We start from the raw sequence: 18,368 nt of genomic DNA on the forward strand, positions 1-18,368 counted from the left end.
TAAAAAAGGCGCTGATTGGCGCCTTTTTTATTTTCACTATATAGCAATCTTTACCTTACTTCTGAAGCCAGCTTTAACAAGTGAGCACTAAAGCTCAATCCTCGTCGTTTGGCGCCAGTTAAATTAACTCTAAAGCTCAAGTTATTAGCATCGGCAATTATTCCAATCATAGCCCCTTGACGAAACCCTTCACTGGTGTCGGCGACAATCAGCACTGGTGATTGGTCTATTTGGCTTAGCCAAAACTTTGTTTGCTGACGGTTTTGTTGGCTTAAAAACAACACATCACATTGTGTTACTTGGTCATGATTTGGAATCTCTATGGCGGTACTAGTTTGTTGCAGGTTTTGCGTATGTAATAGTGCAGAGACTGCTTTGAATAGTTCATGGTTGCCCACTACGCAAAAGCGTAGCGCATTAGGAGGAGGCGGTGGCCATTTACTAAACTGGCTAAAACGGTATAAAAAGGCAGCTTTGAGTTCGTTCTCACTAAGGCTTTGCCCGTGGGTTTGAAACATAGATAAAAACAACAATAAACATAAACAGATTTTGATCATTGTCCCCAACTCCAGTTGATGGACAGATGAACTTGTCGCCGCTGCTGTACATAGGGAATTAGGCTATCATCAACGATCTCAACAATTTCTTTATCTGTGATGTTGCGTACTCCTAGAGCAATTGAGGTGTTGTCCCAAGATTGCCAGCTAATATTTACATCATGACTTGCGAAACTAGGTAGGGTTTTAAAAAGCACCCTGCGTTCACTAACCACATGTGAATTCATGCTAAATAGCACGCCAGAAGAGCCAATAGGCGCGCTAAAGCGAAGTTGACCAATAAACTGTGGAGAGTTTGCCACTTTAATGCCGCCACTGAACTCAGACTTTTGAAAGGCTGTGCTTGCTACTAGAGAAATTCCGTTTTGCCAACGTTTATCAACACCAATTTCCAGCCCTTTACTTTTCAGTGGAATAGTATTGGCGTATATAGGCGCAATGAGCGCCTGACTAATCAAATTCTCTACAGTGGCCTGATATGCAATGACAAATGTAGATAATGAAGGCGACCAATTTTGCAAAAGACTGATTTCGTTGTAATGGGTAGATTCATTCTCAGGCGTTGGGAAACCAAACGATGTATTTGTAAAATGCTCTAGAAAGTTGGCAACTCTGAATGCTCGGCTATGACGCAGCAAGAGTTTATGTTGAGGTGACCAGTTGTACTTCACCGTATAGCTTGGTGACCAACGTGCTGTACTGGAATCTGAGTCATCATAACGTAGTGCCCATTGTAGTTGCAGCTTGTCGCTCAATCGCCAGAGATCTTGAATATACAGACCGTAACGTGATTCATCACCGAGAAATTTTCGCTCAATGGGCTCAGGAATGAGGTACTGAGCTATGAATTTTTGCCTATGGTCCCGCTGATAATCAAAGCCAAGCATAAATTCGTGATCTGATAAGCCGAGAAAAATGAGGCGACTGTCGAAGTTACTCCAGCGACCAGAATTAAGCCGTTGCTCATGTGACAGCTTACCATTTTGTAACACAACGGGAAGTCGACGAGTAAAATCGTTACCGTGAGTTGATGCATGTAGATACAGCTCAATGTCATCAGATATTCGATCATCATAGGCGACACTCACCAAATATGCTTCATTGTCTACTTCAGCATTAAGAGGTGGGATATTGGGGTCAAACGCAAACAGATCAGGATAGTGCCGTTTACGCTTAGAACCTGCAGCCTGAACTTTCAAAGCCCCGTGTTGATGATTAAACATCAGCCGAGTGCTTTTCTCCTCATTTAAGTGTTGCCACCTTGCCAAATGGGGAGGAATATTAACAAGCGGATATTGGATGTTGTCTAACTTGGTTTGACTCAAAGACAGCCAGCTATCAGAACCTGAATCAGCGCGCATTCCTCCTGTGATTCTTGCGTGTTTGGCGTTGTTGTTGGCAATCGACACTGAAGTGTTTATGCCGCGCAATTTTGAGGACGTTTTGGTTACGATATTAATAACACCGAGCAAAGCATTGTTACCATACAGTGCAGCAGAAGCGCCAGGTGTGTACTCAACCCGTTCGATAAGCTCGACATCAACGAAAAACTCATGTCCAACTAGCCCTGCATCCAACAAGCTTTCATTAATACGCGTGCCGTCCAACAAAAATAAAAATCGCGAGTTAAAGTCCCCTGGACGTCCAATACCTCTTGCACCTATGTAAGTAAAAGAACTATCTTCTCGGGTCGTTATTCCTACAAATTGGGCTAAAATGTCGGCAACGGAGCGTAAGTTAAACTGTTTAATATCTTTATCGTTAATGACATGTGTGACTGCCATACTATCGCTGCTGGAACGCGTAACGCGAGAGGCTGCTGATATTTCAGTATTGGTAGGTAAGTGGCGCAATTGCTGATGTAGTAAATCTTCTAATTCAGGCAGTGCTTCACTGCTAGCCTCACTCTTAGGCGTGTCAGGTGCATCAGGGGGCGCATCTGTGTTTTGTGCTGTGCAAGTAGAGCACCAGATAAATAATAAAACAAACAGAGCATTATTCATGCTGACGCCTTTTTGTTGTACACCTGAAAATTATTTTTTCCGGCACGCTTGGCCTCATACATCGCATCATCGGCGCAATTGAGTAGCTCCATGGGGGAGCAGGTATCGAGGGGCGTATAGGCTAATCCGATACTAATGCCGATGGGCATGATGGTGTCTTTTATTACAATAGGTCGGTTGATACTAGTGACAATACGTTCGGCAAGTCGTTCTGCGTTATCAGTGGACTCAATATTTGGTAGTAACAGTGCAAACTCGTCGCCACCCAAGCGACATAATAAGTCATCACTACGTATGATAGCACCAATGCGGTTGCCCACCTCAATAAGCGTTTCATCTCCTGCGTCATGGCCAAAATTATCATTAACAAATTTAAAGTTATCTAAATCAATAAACATCAAACAGCTCAGTGGTGTGGATTTACTAGACTCTTTAGTGATCTCTTTGAGCATAGCGTTAAGCGCTAAGCGGTTCGGCAGGTTTGTAAGTGGGTCAGTTTTGACCATTTGTTTGAGCTGTAGCCCTTGCAGTTGTTCCTGTTCCAGTTGTTGACGCAATTCGGCTTGAGAAATATCAACACGTTTTAACAGCTCATTGAAGCTACGAGTGAGAATGCCAATTTCATCGTTGCGAACCACTTTTGCACGTAATTGGAAATCATGTTCTTTTGATACTTTCTGAGCTAGCTCAGATAAAGACAATAATGGTCTAAGCGCAGTTCGTTGTACCTGAGATATGAGTAAAGCAGAGATAGTGAACAAAACACCAATGAGCATTGCTAGCATTAAAATGAGCCTGACAAACCAATACAGCATATTGGTCAGATCAATCACCATGATTAGGTCGCCTTCCACCTGACCTTTGAAGGTAACAGGGTGATATAGCATCATTTTTACACCCGAATACACGATATTTGGTTGTTCTATGCTCTGTTGATAAATTTCCGCGGGCGGAATGAAGCTGGGAGCACTGTATTCGCTAAAAACACTTTTGTTGTTCTTACGCAATGCAATAAAAAGCACGTCTTTTTGTGCGCCAACAAGAGCCAACTCACGTTCAGCGGTGTCCACATCGTCAAATACTAGCATAGGTACAATATTGTGGGAGAGCTGTGCGAGGTTCAGTTGTGCCGTTTCGGCGTGACGGTCTCTTACAACAAACCACAGCAATATTGTTGTTAAGGTGAAGACCAATATCATACTCGCGGCCATTACAGACATGTTAAGTTGAGTTAACCTTCTAACGAGAGACATAGTTGGGTATTGTTCGCTCAAACGTACCTCACATAACAAATCGTTGTATTGTCTTAACAAATATAGATTAGAGATCTTTAAATGGCAGTAAAATAGCAGAGATTTACTGATAATTTATTGAATTTTTATCAATTGATGTTGAGGTCTAAAAACCTTGCATAAAAGAATGGCAAAGCTACGCGTTCGAGTCATGGTACTCAAGCCGCTCAGTTGCGACTAAAGTGCGCAACGGCAAGTAGTGATGACGAAAGGTGTGTTCTATGCTTGTGCGTCGCGGCGAAGGTTTGACAATTCATCGATGAGTTCTAGCAACTCGGGTTCAAACTGAGCAATGGGTTGAGATTGCTTCAGTGCTGTTTCTAACACTTCTGCTAAACTTTTGAGTTTAGGCACCCCAGTGTAACAACAAGCGCCATGAAACTTATGAATCGCACTCAGTAGAGTTTCTGTATCCTGTTGTTCATAAGCGGCTTCGATAGTTTCCAGCAGGGGAGTTAAACCATCTAACAGCATATTTAACATCTCCAGCGCAAGGTCAGGCTTACCGCCAGCATGCTGCAAGGCGAGTTGCCAGTCGAGTAATGAACTTTCAAAAGGCGCAACGCTATGCTCATTCACCACTTTACTTTTTTGCTTACTGACTGGCAAAGTTGAACTGTGGTCACTGATTGTTTGCCTTAACATATCTTCGTCGATAGGTTTGGTTAAGTAACCTTTAAAGCCATCCTTTAACAATTGCTCTTTTTCACCCGATAACGCATGAGCAGTCACGGCAATTATGGGAGTATCTTCGTTTAGTGAGGACTCTAAGATGGTTTTGCAGGCAGTGATCCCGTCCATGATCGGCATTTGTATATCCATAAAAATCAGATCATATTTATGGGTCTTACATAAACCAACCGCTTGGGCGCCATTATGAGCGGTATCAATTAACTCCACTTGCTCTTCAAGTAATGTTGACAGTAGCTTTAAGTTAGCGTCGTTGTCATCAGCAATAAGGACTTTCATAGGCAGTATTTGAGTATCACTTTCTTCGATGGCGATACTTGGGTGATCAAGTCGGTAAGGTGCTGCCAGAACTTCGCATAATTTACGGTGGTTAAGCGGTTTACTCAAACAGGCGTCTGCTCCGCTGCCAATAAGAGATTCTCGCATGTTATGCGAGATGGTATTAAGCATCAAATAGAGATAATCGGCAGCCCCTCGAGCTTTAGCAATATAGCTTTTCACCAATTGCATATGCTCAACACTTGCCATATTGCCAATGAGACAGATGTCGAAACTAAACTCTTTCTCTAATGCATCAAAAAATGACTTTTCATCTTCACATGAAGTGACTTGCATATCCCACTCTTCTAGTTGAGAGACTACGGCTGCATGAGTATGACTTTGAGGCTCGAAATAGAGGATACGTTTATTTGCCAAGGAGCTATTAGGCAAGTCGTCGTTGTAAATACGGTTAGGCAGTTCAAAAATTGCATTAAACGTAAAGCAAGTACCACTACCTGGCGCTGAGTTGAGGGTGATCCTACCCTTCATGGCTTCAACAATATGTTTAGTGATGATCAACCCAAGACCCGTGCCACCAAACTTGCGTGTAATGCTTGAGTCGGCCTGTGCGAATGGTGTGAACAGAGCATCTTGTTTATCCATTGCAATACCAACACCCGTATCGCTAACAGATACCAGTAGTGAAGCATGAGAGTCATCTAGCAAACGGTATGAAACATCTATTTTTACTGAGCCTTTTTCTGTGAACTTAATCGCATTACTCACAAGGTTAATGAGTACTTGTTTAAAGCGAGTAGGGTCGCCTACCAAGTTATCGGGTACTTGACGATTGATAGCAATAGACAACTCCAAGTTTTTCTCGTGTGCGCTGGGGGCGAGTAGGGTCATGACTTCATTGACAGCATCACGCAGTTGAAATTGAATACTTTCTAAGTCCATCGCACCTGCTTCGAGCTTAGAAAAGTCCAAAATATCACTGATAATTGTCAGTAGACTGTTCGCTGATAACTCTATGGTGTCTAAGTAATCTTTTTGATGTTTATTCAGTGGTGTTTTGTAAAGCTGGCGAGTAAAACCAATAACACCGTTGAGCGGAGTCCGTAGTTCGTGACTCATTTTGGCAAGAAAGTCAGACTTTACTCGGTTGGCATCCTGCGCCTCGCGTTTGGCAATATTAAGTTGAATATTTTGTGTTTCGTATTGCTCTAGGGTCTCTTTATAATCACTGGTAGCTTGATCTATATGCTTTTGCATTTCGTCACGTTGACTGATCATCTTCTCATTAATGGTATTGAGACCCTGACGCAATAGCTCGAACTCCCCAACCATCTCATGCTCAATATCAATATCTCGTTTACCTTCAACTAGCTTGTCAGTGGCAAGCAACAGCGCAGACAGGGGCTGGGTGAACATTTTACTGATCCGAAATGATAAAAACGCAGCAAGAAACAGCGCAAATAAAATAATGCTGCTACTCCAAATAAGCGCCTTTTGTTGCGAGATCAAGGCCTGATTCTGGCTCACTTCTATTGCCAAAATTGCCAGTGTTTTTGGGTGTGTGGTGTGCCATCGGTCTGACTGCTTTGAAAAATGTTTGATGGGGGTGAAAAATACAAATGAGTCGTTGAGTTTAACTAACTCTGTTTTATGTAACTGAGAAACATCACCAAAGAAGTAGAGTTGTTCAAATTGTTCGTGATAGTTACTGGTCAATAACAGCTGATTATCTTGGTCGAATAACGCAATACTTTTAATCAAAGGAGAGTGTTTGTTATGCGCGGTACTAATGATCTGGTGTAATGCGGCCCTATCTTGCTTTAACACGGCCTGTTCAGCGGCGATGGCTAAGGGCTCAGAAATACTACTGCCTTGCTGATAAAGAATTTCTTCAAGCTCAACGTAACGATTTACTGTAAAATAGCCACCAAGTATTAAGCCTATCAGCACTGTAGGAATTATAGTTAATGCAAGAATGCTGTCACGAAGGCTAAGTTTAGTCATGTTGGGCAGTGAGCAAGGTCGTTTATTTTTCAATAGATTATCTAGTTAGGCGCTGATTAGCAATGTTTAAGGGGTAGAGTATGGCGCAGTTTTTTCGTGCTAAGGCATCATCAGCTAAGGGCAAAACCATAGAGCTTGCTGTTGAGTCGATGGATCACCAAGGGCGCGGAGTAGCCAAACATCAGGGCAAAGTCTGTTTTGTTGATGGCGCGTTGACAGGCGAGCGTGTGAAAGCACAAATTCAACAGGATAAATCTAAGCTTACGATTGCTAAAGTAGTTAAGTTACAGCAAAGCAGTGAGCACCGAGTGAGTCCCTTTTGTGCGCACTATAATGAATGTGGTGGTTGTCAGTTGCAGCACTTGGCGCATACAGAACAACTCGATGTAAAGCAGCAAGCATTGAGCAAGTTGTTTGCTAAGTTTGCTAAAACTGAGCAATTACCATGGCAGCCAAGCATTGAAAGTGACCCGATGCATTATCGCAGGGCTGCACGCATTGCTTGCTTTTATGACAGGCAAAGCCAGCGACTTAAAGTTGGATTTCGTAGTGCCAAAAGCAAACACATCGTTGATATAAAAAGCTGTGATGTCTTATCGACACCATTCGCTCATTGTCTTGAAAAGCTACGCGTGGCGCTAAATAGCGACAAAGCGTTTGCCAGTGTCAGTCATATACAGCTCTGTGATGCTGATAACGGGCAATATTTACTGTTGCGCCATACAAAGCATATTAATGCGCAAAATAAAGAAAAACTTGCGGCGCTTTTAGATGAGCAAAGCTGGTTATTACTTTGGGATGATGGTGAACAGAACATCGATTATGAGCGGTTACCAAACTATTGCGTGGCTGATTTAACATTTGAATTTAAACTGAGCAACTTTATACAAGTTAACAAAGCCGTGAATGAAAAAATGTTACTTCAGGCTCAGGCGTGGTTGGAACTCGAAGAAGATGATCAAGTGCTAGATCTATTTTGTGGTATCGGTAATTTTTCATTATTGATGGCAAAACGAGCAAACAGTGTCATAGGGGTCGAAGGCTCAGAGTCTTCGGTTGCAATGGCTAAACAAAATGCGCACACTAATCAAATCAGCAATGTGCAATTTTTTTGCTCTGACTTAACAGCACCTTTGGCTGGCGCTCAGTGGTTTTCGAATGAGTTGAATATTTTACTGCTGGATCCATCAAGAACGGGAGCACATGAGATTTTAGCGCAAATGCCACTGAAGCAGTTTGAAAAGGTGTTGTATGTTTCGTGTGACCCTGTGACTTTAGCCCGTGACAGCGCATTGCTACTTCAAGCCGGTTTTGAAGTCCAAAAAATTGGCCTTATGAATATGTTTCCACATACTGGGCATATTGAAACTATGGCGTTGTTCCAAAGGAGGTAATAGGAATGGTTGCAACTCGCCAATCGCATCAACAGCAGCTTCCCGCTGACTTTTCAGCGAGGCTTTCATTATTAGCATTGTCGGATGAGAAGCTGATGCGTCTGCAGCAAGCACATGGTTTGTGTCCTGCAGAGCCGGATTCGGAAATGCTTAACAATGCTATTGAAATGGTAGAGATACTAGCCGATTTAAACCTTGACGCAGAGTCTTTAGCAACCGCCTATTTAACTCCTTATTATCTTGCTGGTTTGATTGATATCGATAAGGTTAAAAGTGAGCTGGGAGACAATATTGCACTGTTACTAAGCGGTGTTGAACAGATGGCTACCATTAGCACTCTGGCCCATCAAGGTAAGGGTAATGTGCAAATAGATAATATTCGTCGCATGTTATTAGCGATGGTGGAAGATGTACGTGCTGTTGTAATAAAACTCGCCGAGCAGATTTGCCATTTGAGAGCCGTAAAAAATGCCGATGAAGATGAGCGGGTCATCGCAGCTAAAGCCACAGCGAATATTTTTGCGCCCTTGGCTAATCGTCTTGGCATTGGTCAATTAAAGTGGGAGCTAGAAGATCTATCATTTCGCTACTTACACCCTCAAACCTATAAAAAAATAGCCAAACAGCTTGCTGACAAGCGCCTTGACCGAGAAGCTTATATGGAAAATATGGTTGCGTTGGTCAGTGATAAGCTAAGCGCAGCCGGAATTAATGCGCAAGTGTATGGACGACCCAAACACATCTATTCCATCTACAAAAAGATGTCGCAGAAAAACTACGAGTTTGATCAGTTATTTGACATTCGTGCTATGCGTATCGTGGTAGACGAAATTCAGGATTGTTATGCTGCGCTAGGTATCGTACACACGAGTTGGCGACATTTGCCAAAAGAGTTCGATGATTATGTTGCAACACCAAAACAAAACGGTTACCAGTCAATTCATACCGTAGTGTTCGGCCCTGAAGGTAAAACGGTTGAAATACAAATTCGCACAGAAGAAATGCATCAAGATGCTGAACTTGGTGTTGCTGCACACTGGATGTATAAAGAAGGGGCCCTGCCGGGAAGAGGCTCAGGTTACGAGCAAAAAATTAGTTGGCTGCGCAAACTCTTACAATGGCAAGAGGAAGTGGTTGATGGCAGCGACTTGGCAGATGAACTAAAAAACCAAGTTGTTGAAGACCGCGTTTATGTATTTACACCTAAAGGAGATATTTTCGATTTGCCTTTGGGCGCAACACCGCTGGATTTTGCTTACTACATTCACTCTAACGTGGGCCACCGCTGTATTGGAGCTAAGGTTTTTGGCAAAATTGTGCCGTTTACCTATAAGCTGTCAACCGGCGATCAAGTTGAAATATTAACCCAAAAGAATGCTTCACCGAGCCGAGATTGGTTGAACCCTTCGTTGGGTTATATCCACTCATCGCGGGCAAGAAGTAAAATCCATCATTGGTTTAAACAACAAGACAGAGACAAAAATTTACAAGCTGGTAAGGAGATACTGGATGCGCAGCTTGCAAAGTTGGATTTAACCTACAAACAACTAGAACCCGCTATTGCGCGGTTCAACTTCAAAGAAATTGATGATTTGATGGTGGCGATAGGTGCTGGAGATATTCGTCTTAATCAGTTTTTGAACTTTGTTCAGGACAAACCAGAAGAACTGCCTAAGCTGAAAATTGGCACGCCTCGTAAAAAGCGGGGTGATAAAAATGGCATTGTGGTTGATGGTGTTGGTAGTTTAATGAGTCATGTTGCCAAATGTTGCCAGCCTGTACCTGGAGATGAAATCGTCGGTTATATCACACAAGGCAGAGGGATTGCGGTGCACAGAACGGACTGTGACGCTTTTGCACATATATGTGAACGTCACCCTGAACGGGAAATCGCTGTGAGTTGGTCCGAAGAAATTCAAGCCGCTTACGCTATTACGGTACGCATTGAAGCACATGATAGACAAGGCTTGATCCGAGACATCAGTTCAGTACTTGCCAATGAAAAAGTGAATGTGCTGAGTATGAATGTGCAGACTAATGATGAAAGGGCCGTGGCTATCTTTGAAATGAAGATAGAAGTTTCGGATTTGTCAGCTATGAATCGTTTATTGACCAAATTACACCAGATTGAAGGTGTGTTTGAAGCCAAACGCCAGCATTAAAGAAAGTGAGTACTTACATGGGTGGAGAGCTGCAAGCGCTTTTATCGATAATGTCTACATTACGAGACCCTGAGCTGGGCTGTGATTGGGATAAAAAGCAGACGTTCGAGTCTATCGTTCCGCATACACTGGAAGAAGCCTATGAAGTGGCTGACGCCATTGAGCGCAATGATATGGCTGCACTTAAGGATGAACTGGGCGACCTATTATTCCAAGTTGTGTTTTATGCTCAGATGGCAAAAGAGCGAGGTGCTTTTGATTTTGCTGATATTGTCTCGGGGTTAAATGACAAGCTCATCCGTAGACACCCTCATGTATTTGAGAAGCAAGAGCAGCTATCAGATACGCAGCTAGAGGCCCAGTGGCAAGCGATAAAAGCACAGGAGCGCGCGCAAAAGGGGAGCGTTACAACCAGTGAGCCACTTTGGCATGATATTCCCAGAATGTTGCCTGCGTTGTCACGGGCGCAAAAAATCCAAAAGCGTGCCTCTGCTTTAGGGTTTGATTGGCCCGACTATCACGGTGCATTGGATAAGGTAGCTGAGGAAGTGCAAGAAGTGAGTGAAGCATTATCGGTTGACCCTCATTCAGCGCACAGTGCAGAAGAGTTAGGAGACCTTTTGTTTGCTACGGTCAATGTAGCGCGCCACGCTAGGCACGATCCTGAGCAAATATTGCGCCTAGCATGTGATAAGTTTGTACGTCGTTTTGAACAGGTAGACAGTACGCTCAATCAACTAGGGCTAAGCCTAGAAGATGCAACTTTAGAAGAAATGGACCTAGCTTGGGAGCAAGTTAAAAAACAACAAAGTAGGCGATAATAGATTTGCTGGTGTGAATATTTAGCTGGATTGATTTATGGCTCTTTGCTATACTATCGCCCCGTCTTGATTCTTATTTAAATTCCATTTTTCCTGATATTCTAGGGTTCGCATGAGTACAAAATTTATCTTCGTAACGGGCGGAGTTGTTTCCTCCTTGGGTAAAGGTATTGCAGCTGCATCTTTGGCCGCTATTTTAGAAGCACGTGGCTTGAATGTAACTATTCTTAAGCTGGATCCTTATATCAATGTTGATCCGGGCACCATGAGCCCAATTCAACACGGTGAGGTATTTGTAACCGAGGACGGTGCAGAGACCGACTTAGACTTAGGTCACTACGAACGTTTTATTCGCACCAAAATGACCAGTCGTAACAACTTCACACAAGGTCGTGTTTTTGAAGATGTATTACGTCGTGAACGTAGAGGCGAGTACTTAGGTGCAACGATTCAGGTCATTCCCCACATCACCAATGATATTAAACGTCGTGTGCTTGAAGGCGCTGACGGCTATGATATTGCTATTGTTGAAGTAGGCGGCACTGTAGGTGATATCGAATCACAACCTTTCCTTGAGGCGTTGCGTCAGTTAGGTACTGAGCTAGGCCGTGAACACGCGCTATTCATGCATTTAACGCTGGTACCATTCCTTGGTACTGCAGGTGAAGTAAAAACTAAGCCAACACAGCATTCTGTGAAAGAGTTACGCTCAATCGGTATTCAACCTGATATTCTTGTTTGCCGTTCAAGCTGTAAATTACCAGCCAATGAGCGCGCTAAAATTGCACTGTTTACCAATGTAGAAGAAAAAGCGGTTATTTCACTGCCTGACGTAGATAGCATTTACAAAATCCCAGCACTACTTAAATCTCAGGATTTAGATAACCTTGTTTGTCGTCGTTTCTATTTAGAAGCACCAGAGGCGGATCTTTCTGAGTGGGAACAGGTGTTATATCAAGAGTCTAACCCGACGGGTGAAGTGACAATTGGTATGGTTGGTAAATATATCGAGCTACCTGATGCGTATAAGTCGGTAAACGAAGCCCTAAAACATGCGGGACTTAAAAACCGTTTAACCGTAAACATTGAATATGTTGATTCACAAGATATTGAAAGCAAAGGTGTTGAGAGACTTGCACACTTAGATGCTATCTTGGTACCTGGTGGATTTGGCCATCGTGGCGTTGAAGGTAAAATTCTTGCGGCTAAATATGCACGTGAAAACAAAGTGCCTTATTTAGGCATTTGTTTGGGGATGCAGGTTGCGCTTATCGAATATGCACGCAACGTAGCTGGCCTTGAAGGGGCAAACTCAACCGAATTTGATTCTAAATCAGCGCATCCTGTAGTTGGTTTGATCACTGAGTGGTTAGATGCCGAAGGCAATGTAGAAGTGCGCGATGAGCAGTCTGATTTAGGTGGAACAATGCGCCTAGGTGCACAGAAATGTCATCTGAAGAAAGGTTCAAAAGTTCATGACGTGTATGGCAGTGATGAAATTGTAGAGCGTCATCGCCATCGCTATGAAGTGAACAATCACTATGTAGAGCGTCTTGAAAAGGCGGGCTTGCAATTTACAGGGCTGTCTGAGGATAAAAAACTGGTGGAGATCATTGAAAATAAAGATCACCCTTGGTTTATTGCAGCTCAGTTCCATCCTGAGTTTACGTCGACTCCGCGTGATGGACACCCACTATTTGAAGGTTTTGTTGCGGCGGCATACAGCCACCAAAAAGCAGAATCTTAACGTATTTAAAGCCGTGCTTATGCACGGCTTTTTTATGCAAAAGTAAGTGTTGCTTTGAGTTTAAACTATAAGTTCAAACCAGTGCTTATTTTATAAGTTACATACACATTACACTCACCACTTTGGGAATAAGAGGAATCAAGATGTCAAAAATCGTAAAAGTGATTGGCCGTGAAGTTATGGACTCACGTGGTAACCCGACGGTTGAAGCTGATGTTCACTTAGCTTCAGGCGCATGGGGTCGTGCTTGTGCACCATCAGGTGCATCAACAGGTACACGTGAAGCGCTAGAGCTACGCGATGGTGATAAAGCTCGTTACTTAGGCAAAGGCGTTTTAACGGCTGTTAACTACATCAATGTAGACATCGCTCAGGCGCTAGAAGGTAAAGATGCGTTGGAACAGCGCGCGATTGACCAGATCATGATCGATTTAGATGGCACTGAGAACAAAGAAAAATTAGGTGCAAATGCGATTTTGGCGGTATCTCTAGCCAATGCTAAAGCGGCAGCTCAGGAAAAGGGCGTAGCTCTATACGAGCATATTGCTGACATCAACGGCACTTCAGGTCAGTACTCAATGCCAGTGCCGATGATGAACATCATCAACGGTGGTGAGCACGCGGATAATAACGTAGATATTCAAGAGTTCATGATCCAGCCTGTTGGCGCAAAGAGCTTCCGCGAAGCACTTCGTATGGGTGCTGAAATTTTCCATAGTTTGAAAAAAGTACTAAACGCACGTGGCTTGAACACCGCTGTTGGTGATGAAGGTGGTTTTGCACCAGATTTAAAATCAAACGAAGAAGCGCTAGAAGTGATTGCACAAGCGGTGAGTGACGCAGGTTACGAGTTGAATAAAGACATCACGTTAGCACTAGACTGTGCTGCGTCTGAGTTCTACGTTGATGGCAAATACGACCTTAAAGGTGAAGGTAAAGCATTTGACTCAGCAGGTTTTGCTGATTTCTTAGCTGATCTTGCTGCACGTTACCCTATCGTTTCAATTGAAGATGGTTTAGATGAAAGTGACTGGGCTGGCTGGAAAGTACTGACTGATAAAATCGGTAGTAAAGTTCAGTTAGTGGGAGACGATTTATTTGTAACCAATACTAAGATCCTTAAGCGCGGTATTGATGAGAACATTGGTAACTCTATCCTTATCAAGTTTAACCAAATTGGTTCACTGTCAGAAACGCTTGATGCAATCAAGATGGCGCAAGATGCAGGCTTTACAGCTGTTATTTCTCACCGTTCTGGTGAAACGGAAGACGCAACGATTGCCGACCTAGCGGTAGGTACTGCGGCAGGTCAAATTAAGACCGGTTCACTGTGTCGCTCAGACCGTGTAGCTAAATACAACCAGTTACTTCGTATTGAAGAAGCGCTAGGTGAAAAAGCTACCTATAAAGGTCGTAGCGAAATTAAAGGCCAATAACCTCGAGTGGTTACTAATTTGAAAAATGCCGCTAATTAGCGGCATTTTTTATGCTTTGAATTGGTTGTATAAAATGTCATGGGTGAAATTGGTTTTAAGGTAAAACCCGCGAGGCAAGGTTTTAATGAGCTTGCCATTGGGCCCAATTGCATCGGTTGTTACACGGCTATTGGCCGCTTTTGGTCTTATTTGCATCACTTGTCCCAAATGGCCTGATATTTCTTCTACTCGACCAAGGGCAATCAACTCAATCTGTTCTTCCCAATCTCTTTTTAGTAACGCATTTTGTTGCTCTGTGGGCTGCCATAAAAAACCGTGACCTATGGTGCGATTAACAGGTTGTATGTCTCGCTCAGCGAGCACGGGAAGCCATAAAACATGATTGAGTTTCTTTCTTACAGTACTGTCTTCCCAAGTTGCTCCAGTTAAACCCGTTAAAGGCACCACCGAAACATACGTGGTTTCTAGAGGTCTGCCTTGATAGTCAATCGGAAGTGACTTTAGCTCTATGCCCAAGTGCTCAAAGTCGGGAACCGGCTTTGAACCCGCGCTGGCGCCCAGCACATATTCAAGCAGTTGCCCAGGCCAGCCCTTTTCGCGCAGCAAGTGTTCAGGGCTTTTAAATTGGTATTGCTGGGCTAACTCACCGAGTGTAAGCCCTGCGATTGCATCGACGCGTTGCATCAGGTGTGTGATGGACTCCGGCGGCTGTGGTTTGTTCATGATGAGCAGCTTATGAAGATAACAATGGCCCGTATTGTAGCGAAAGAGTCCATAATAAAGAAATGTTGATAAAGTAAGTGGTTGATTTTTGAACTATTCTTTTTTTGGTTGTTTATTCCCCGCATAAATATCCAGTGTTTTATTTTAGCTTATTGAAAGTAAATGGTTTTTTGTCTTCTGTTTACAATCTACAACCTGTTAGAGATAACAGGTTTTGGATAAATACAACTATATAAACACAATTATCCACAGTTTCTGTGGAGAAAGTACTGTATAAACGAGTTAATTGTGGATTTGTTTGTTAATTAAGCATGTTTACGGGGTTTTATGCACAACCTGTGAGTAACTTGAGTAAAAGCAGGAATAATATTTGCTGTGTGTAAGAAGTTGTGGAACAATCATTAAAAATCGACTTATAAAAGAGGCACTAAGGTGATTGATGCCGAAGGTTTTCGTGCCAATGTCGGAATTGTTATCTGTAATAACCAAGGGCAAGTATTTTGGGCTCGGCGTTTTGGTCAGCATTCATGGCAGTTTCCCCAAGGTGGTGTGGATGAAGGGGAGACCCCTGAACAAACCATGTATCGTGAATTACATGAAGAAGTTGGCTTAAAACCTGAGGATGTGGAGATAGTAGCCAGTTCGAAGCACTGGTTACGTTACAAATTACCAAAACGCTTGATCCGCAGAGATTCAAGTCCGGTTTGTATTGGCCAAAAGCAAAAATGGTTTTTACTTAAACTTAGATGTAAAGATGAAGATGTAGACTTGCTACATACTCATCATCCTGAGTTTGATGATTGGCGCTGGGTAAGTTATTGGTATCCAGTTAGGCAAGTTGTCTCATTTAAAAGAGATGTGTATCGGCGCGTAATGAAAGAGTTTGCGCCATTTGCGATGCCATTCAATAAGAGAGAGCAACAGGGCCGAGACACCAATTGGCGACAACGCCGATAAAGGAGTGAACAGTGTTAGCAACGTTGCGGTCGATAGTAGAGTCGGTTTCACAGCAAGCCAATTTGGAGGATGCGCTGACGCAATTTGTGAGTTTGGTCAAAGAGGCCATGAACACTGAATGTTGCTCTATCTACTTTGCTGATTATACACAAGACAACTTTGTCTTAATGGCCAGCGATGGTTTGAACCCACAAGCCATCGGTCAGTTTCGTATCGGTTTTACAGAAGGCTTAGTTGGGCTAGTTGCGCAACGCGAAGAACCGATAAACATTGCTCATGCTCAATCTCACCCTCGGTTTAAATTATCACCCGAAGTTAATGAGGAAGGGTATAACGCCTTCCTATCTGTGCCTGTGGTGCACCAGCGAAAAGTGCTTGGAGTCATTGTAGTTCAGCAAAAAATGGCACGGGTTTTTAGCCATGACGAAGAATCCTTCCTAATAACTTTATCTGCACAGTTGGCTTCTCAGTTGGCACATGCTGAAATTCAAACCGTATTTGTACAAGAAGCAACGACGCATCAAACATCAGTACTGAAAGGGGTTTCTAGTGCACCCGGTATTGCAATTGGTGAAGGGTATGTGGTCCTGCCAAAGCTAGATTTTGATAGTATTGAGCCACAAAAGTCAGAGCATACGGAACAACAAAGACAGTTGTTTCTACAAGCGGTTGCAGCAACACGCCAAGAATTTCATATCCTAGCTAATACGCTAAGCGATAGTATCCCCAAAGAAGCCTTGGCCGTTTTTGAAGTTTACCAACAGTTGTTGGATGCGCAAAGCTTAGGCCAGCAAGTGGATGCTCAACTCAGTTTAGGATGGAATGCCAAAAGTGCGCTTAAGCATGTGATTGAAAGTTTGGTGAATCAGTTTAACGCGATGAAAGACCCTTACATTAAGGAGCGCGCTGTAGATGTAAAAGACATCGGTTTGCGTGTACTTCATCATCTAGTGAGTACTGAACATGCGGTTAAGTCTTATCCCAACGATACCATACTTGTTACTCATACGTTGACACCGAGTATGTTAGCTGAAGTACCCAAAGAAAAACTAAAAGGGGTCGTGAGCGTGCATGGTGCCGCAAACTCCCATGCTTCCATTTTGACAAGGGCTATGGGGGTTCCCGCAATTTGGGGTATCGAGGATATTCCGTTGCTTCAGCTAGAAAGCAAGGAAATGATTCTAGATGCATATGCGGGGCGAGTGTATATCTCGCCCTCCCAATCATTGCGCCATGAATATGAGCAGATGCGTCATCAAGAAAGTTTGTTGCATGACAAGTTTGAAGCAGAGCATGCTTTGCCTCCGGTGACGCTCGATGGTGAACGGATCAGTTTACTGCTCAACGCTGGTTTAGATTTAAGTACCGAGCCTCTGACCGCTAAATATTGTGACGGGGTGGGACTTTATCGAACCGAAGCGTGGTTTATGCAAAAGGGGCGATTTCCATCGCAAAGAGAACAAGAAGAGTGGTATCGAGAAGTTTTGACGCGGTATCACCCTGAACCTGTGGTTATGCGCACACTAGATATCGGTGGGGACAAAGTACTAGATTACTTTGATATAAAAGAAGAGAACCCATTTCTAGGCTGGCGCGGCATACGTGTTTCACTTGATCACCCTGAGTTATTTCTAGATCAATTAAAAGCTATGATTAAGGCTAATACGGGTCTGGGCAACTTGCGTATTATGTTACCTATGGTGAGTCATACTGAAGAAGTTGATGAAACACTGGCCCTGCTAGAGCAAGCGTACTTTGAATTGCAAGAAGAGTGGGCGGATCAATTCTTATTGATCGATAAACCAGAAATTGGCGTGATGTTGGAAGTACCATCAAGTGTATTTTTACTGCCAGAGTGGTCTAAAAAAGTTGATTTTTGCTCTGTGGGTAGCAACGACCTTACGCAATACCTATTAGCAGTAGATAGAAACAACGCGCAGGTAGCAGAATTATTCGACCCTTATCATCCGAGTGTTTTACGTGTTCTAAATAGTATTGCAAGTAGCTGTCAAGAATTTGAACTGCCCTTTAGTTTATGTGGTGAGTTGGGGGGAGAGCCTGAAGGCGCTATTCTTCTGGTTGCTATGGGATACCGACGCTTGAGTATGAATATTTCCTCCTTGAGCAAAGTTAAATGGGTGCTGCGCCGGTTACATGTCAGTAGTATGGAGTCACTTTTACAGGAATGTTTAGCACAATCCTCGGCTAAACAAGTTCATCGTTTAATGCGCAATTTCATGATTGAGAATAATTTCAGCGAACTGTTTTATCAGTCTAAATAGAAAAGCACGCAAGGGTGCACT

Annotated in this window: 12 protein-coding genes; 7 read left to right on the forward strand and 5 right to left on the reverse strand. The window is 43.2% G+C overall.

The window, feature by feature from the left end:
• Positions 1 to 50: 50 nt before the first annotated feature.
• The 4 genes from L1070_RS03785 to barA all read right to left on the reverse strand — a co-directional run bounded on the left by L1070_RS03785 (position 51) and on the right by barA (position 6,825).
• Positions 51 to 557 carry a YfiR family protein gene (locus L1070_RS03785; RefSeq protein ID WP_237124554.1) on the reverse strand — a complete coding sequence of 169 codons (507 nt, stop codon included), beginning with the start codon at positions 555 to 557 and terminating at the stop codon, positions 51 to 53.
• Positions 554 to 2,560 (reverse strand): TonB-dependent receptor, encoded by a 2,007-nt coding sequence (locus tag L1070_RS03790; protein ID WP_237124555.1) that lies wholly within the window; start codon positions 2,558 to 2,560, stop codon positions 554 to 556. Before L1070_RS03790 ends, L1070_RS03785 begins: the two co-directional genes overlap by 4 nt.
• On the reverse strand, positions 2,557 to 3,780 hold the full coding sequence (locus L1070_RS03795; RefSeq protein ID WP_237124556.1) for a sensor domain-containing diguanylate cyclase: 1,224 nt from the start codon (positions 3,778 to 3,780) through the stop codon (positions 2,557 to 2,559). Before L1070_RS03795 ends, L1070_RS03790 begins: the two co-directional genes overlap by 4 nt.
• Positions 3,781 to 4,071: 291 nt before the next feature.
• Entirely contained in the window at positions 4,072 to 6,825 is a 2,754-nt protein-coding gene (barA, locus tag L1070_RS03800) for a two-component sensor histidine kinase BarA (RefSeq protein ID WP_237124557.1), read from the reverse strand.
• 80 nt (positions 6,826 to 6,905) lie between these two features.
• On the opposite strand from barA, the gene rlmD reads away from it, so the two are divergent.
• The 5 genes from rlmD (at position 6,906) to eno (ending at position 14,385) form a co-directional block, all read left to right on the forward strand.
• Positions 6,906 to 8,219: a 23S rRNA (uracil(1939)-C(5))-methyltransferase RlmD gene (rlmD, locus tag L1070_RS03805; protein ID WP_237124558.1), complete on the forward strand. Its 1,314-nt coding sequence runs from the start codon at positions 6,906 to 6,908 to the stop codon at positions 8,217 to 8,219.
• A gap of 5 nt (positions 8,220 to 8,224) precedes the next feature.
• Positions 8,225 to 10,381 carry a GTP diphosphokinase gene (gene relA, locus L1070_RS03810; protein ID WP_237124559.1) on the forward strand — a complete coding sequence of 719 codons (2,157 nt, stop codon included), beginning with the start codon at positions 8,225 to 8,227 and terminating at the stop codon, positions 10,379 to 10,381.
• Positions 10,382 to 10,398: 17 nt separating this feature from the next.
• Positions 10,399 to 11,202: a nucleoside triphosphate pyrophosphohydrolase gene (mazG, locus tag L1070_RS03815; RefSeq protein WP_237124666.1), complete on the forward strand. Its 804-nt coding sequence runs from the start codon at positions 10,399 to 10,401 to the stop codon at positions 11,200 to 11,202.
• A gap of 112 nt (positions 11,203 to 11,314) precedes the next feature.
• On the forward strand, positions 11,315 to 12,949 hold the full coding sequence (locus tag L1070_RS03820; protein WP_070984368.1) for a CTP synthase: 1,635 nt from the start codon (positions 11,315 to 11,317) through the stop codon (positions 12,947 to 12,949).
• Between the two features lie 143 nt (positions 12,950 to 13,092).
• A complete protein-coding gene (gene eno / locus L1070_RS03825; protein ID WP_237124560.1) occupies positions 13,093 to 14,385 on the forward strand; it encodes a phosphopyruvate hydratase in 1,293 nt (430 codons plus the stop codon).
• 48 nt (positions 14,386 to 14,433) lie between these two features.
• On the opposite strand, the gene mutH is transcribed toward eno, so the two are convergent.
• Positions 14,434 to 15,108 carry a DNA mismatch repair endonuclease MutH gene (gene mutH / locus L1070_RS03830; RefSeq protein WP_237124561.1) on the reverse strand — a complete coding sequence of 225 codons (675 nt, stop codon included), beginning with the start codon at positions 15,106 to 15,108 and terminating at the stop codon, positions 14,434 to 14,436.
• Between the two features lie 432 nt (positions 15,109 to 15,540).
• Between mutH and rppH the strand changes: the two genes are divergently transcribed.
• On the forward strand, positions 15,541 to 16,065 hold the full coding sequence (gene rppH, locus L1070_RS03835) for an RNA pyrophosphohydrolase (RefSeq protein WP_070984375.1): 525 nt from the start codon (positions 15,541 to 15,543) through the stop codon (positions 16,063 to 16,065).
• Positions 16,066 to 16,076: 11 nt separating this feature from the next.
• A complete protein-coding gene (gene ptsP / locus L1070_RS03840; protein ID WP_237124562.1) occupies positions 16,077 to 18,347 on the forward strand; it encodes a phosphoenolpyruvate--protein phosphotransferase in 2,271 nt (756 codons plus the stop codon).
• The last annotated feature ends 21 nt before the right edge of the window (positions 18,348 to 18,368 follow it).

It is taken from the genome of Pseudoalteromonas sp. MMG022 (assembly GCF_021654245.1).
Taxonomy (GTDB): Bacteria; Pseudomonadota; Gammaproteobacteria; order Enterobacterales; family Alteromonadaceae; genus Pseudoalteromonas; species Pseudoalteromonas amylolytica.

Bases quoted from the DNA above. Each gene is read 5' to 3' on its own strand.
- L1070_RS03785 (WP_237124554.1), bottom strand. From the start codon at position 557: ATGATCAAAATCTGTTTATGTTTATTGTTGTTTTTATCTATGTTTCAA.
- L1070_RS03790 (WP_237124555.1), bottom strand. From the start codon at position 2,560: ATGAATAATGCTCTGTTTGTTTTATTATTTATCTGGTGCTCTACTTGC.
- L1070_RS03795 (WP_237124556.1), bottom strand. From the start codon at position 3,780: ATGTCTGTAATGGCCGCGAGTATGATATTGGTCTTCACCTTAACAACA.
- barA (WP_237124557.1), bottom strand. From the start codon at position 6,825: ATGACTAAACTTAGCCTTCGTGACAGCATTCTTGCATTAACTATAATT.
- rlmD (WP_237124558.1), top strand. From the start codon at position 6,906: ATGGCGCAGTTTTTTCGTGCTAAGGCATCATCAGCTAAGGGCAAAACC.
- relA (WP_237124559.1), top strand. From the start codon at position 8,225: ATGGTTGCAACTCGCCAATCGCATCAACAGCAGCTTCCCGCTGACTTT.
- mazG (WP_237124666.1), top strand. From the start codon at position 10,399: ATGGGTGGAGAGCTGCAAGCGCTTTTATCGATAATGTCTACATTACGA.
- L1070_RS03820 (WP_070984368.1), top strand. From the start codon at position 11,315: ATGAGTACAAAATTTATCTTCGTAACGGGCGGAGTTGTTTCCTCCTTG.
- eno (WP_237124560.1), top strand. From the start codon at position 13,093: ATGTCAAAAATCGTAAAAGTGATTGGCCGTGAAGTTATGGACTCACGT.
- mutH (WP_237124561.1), bottom strand. From the start codon at position 15,108: ATGAACAAACCACAGCCGCCGGAGTCCATCACACACCTGATGCAACGC.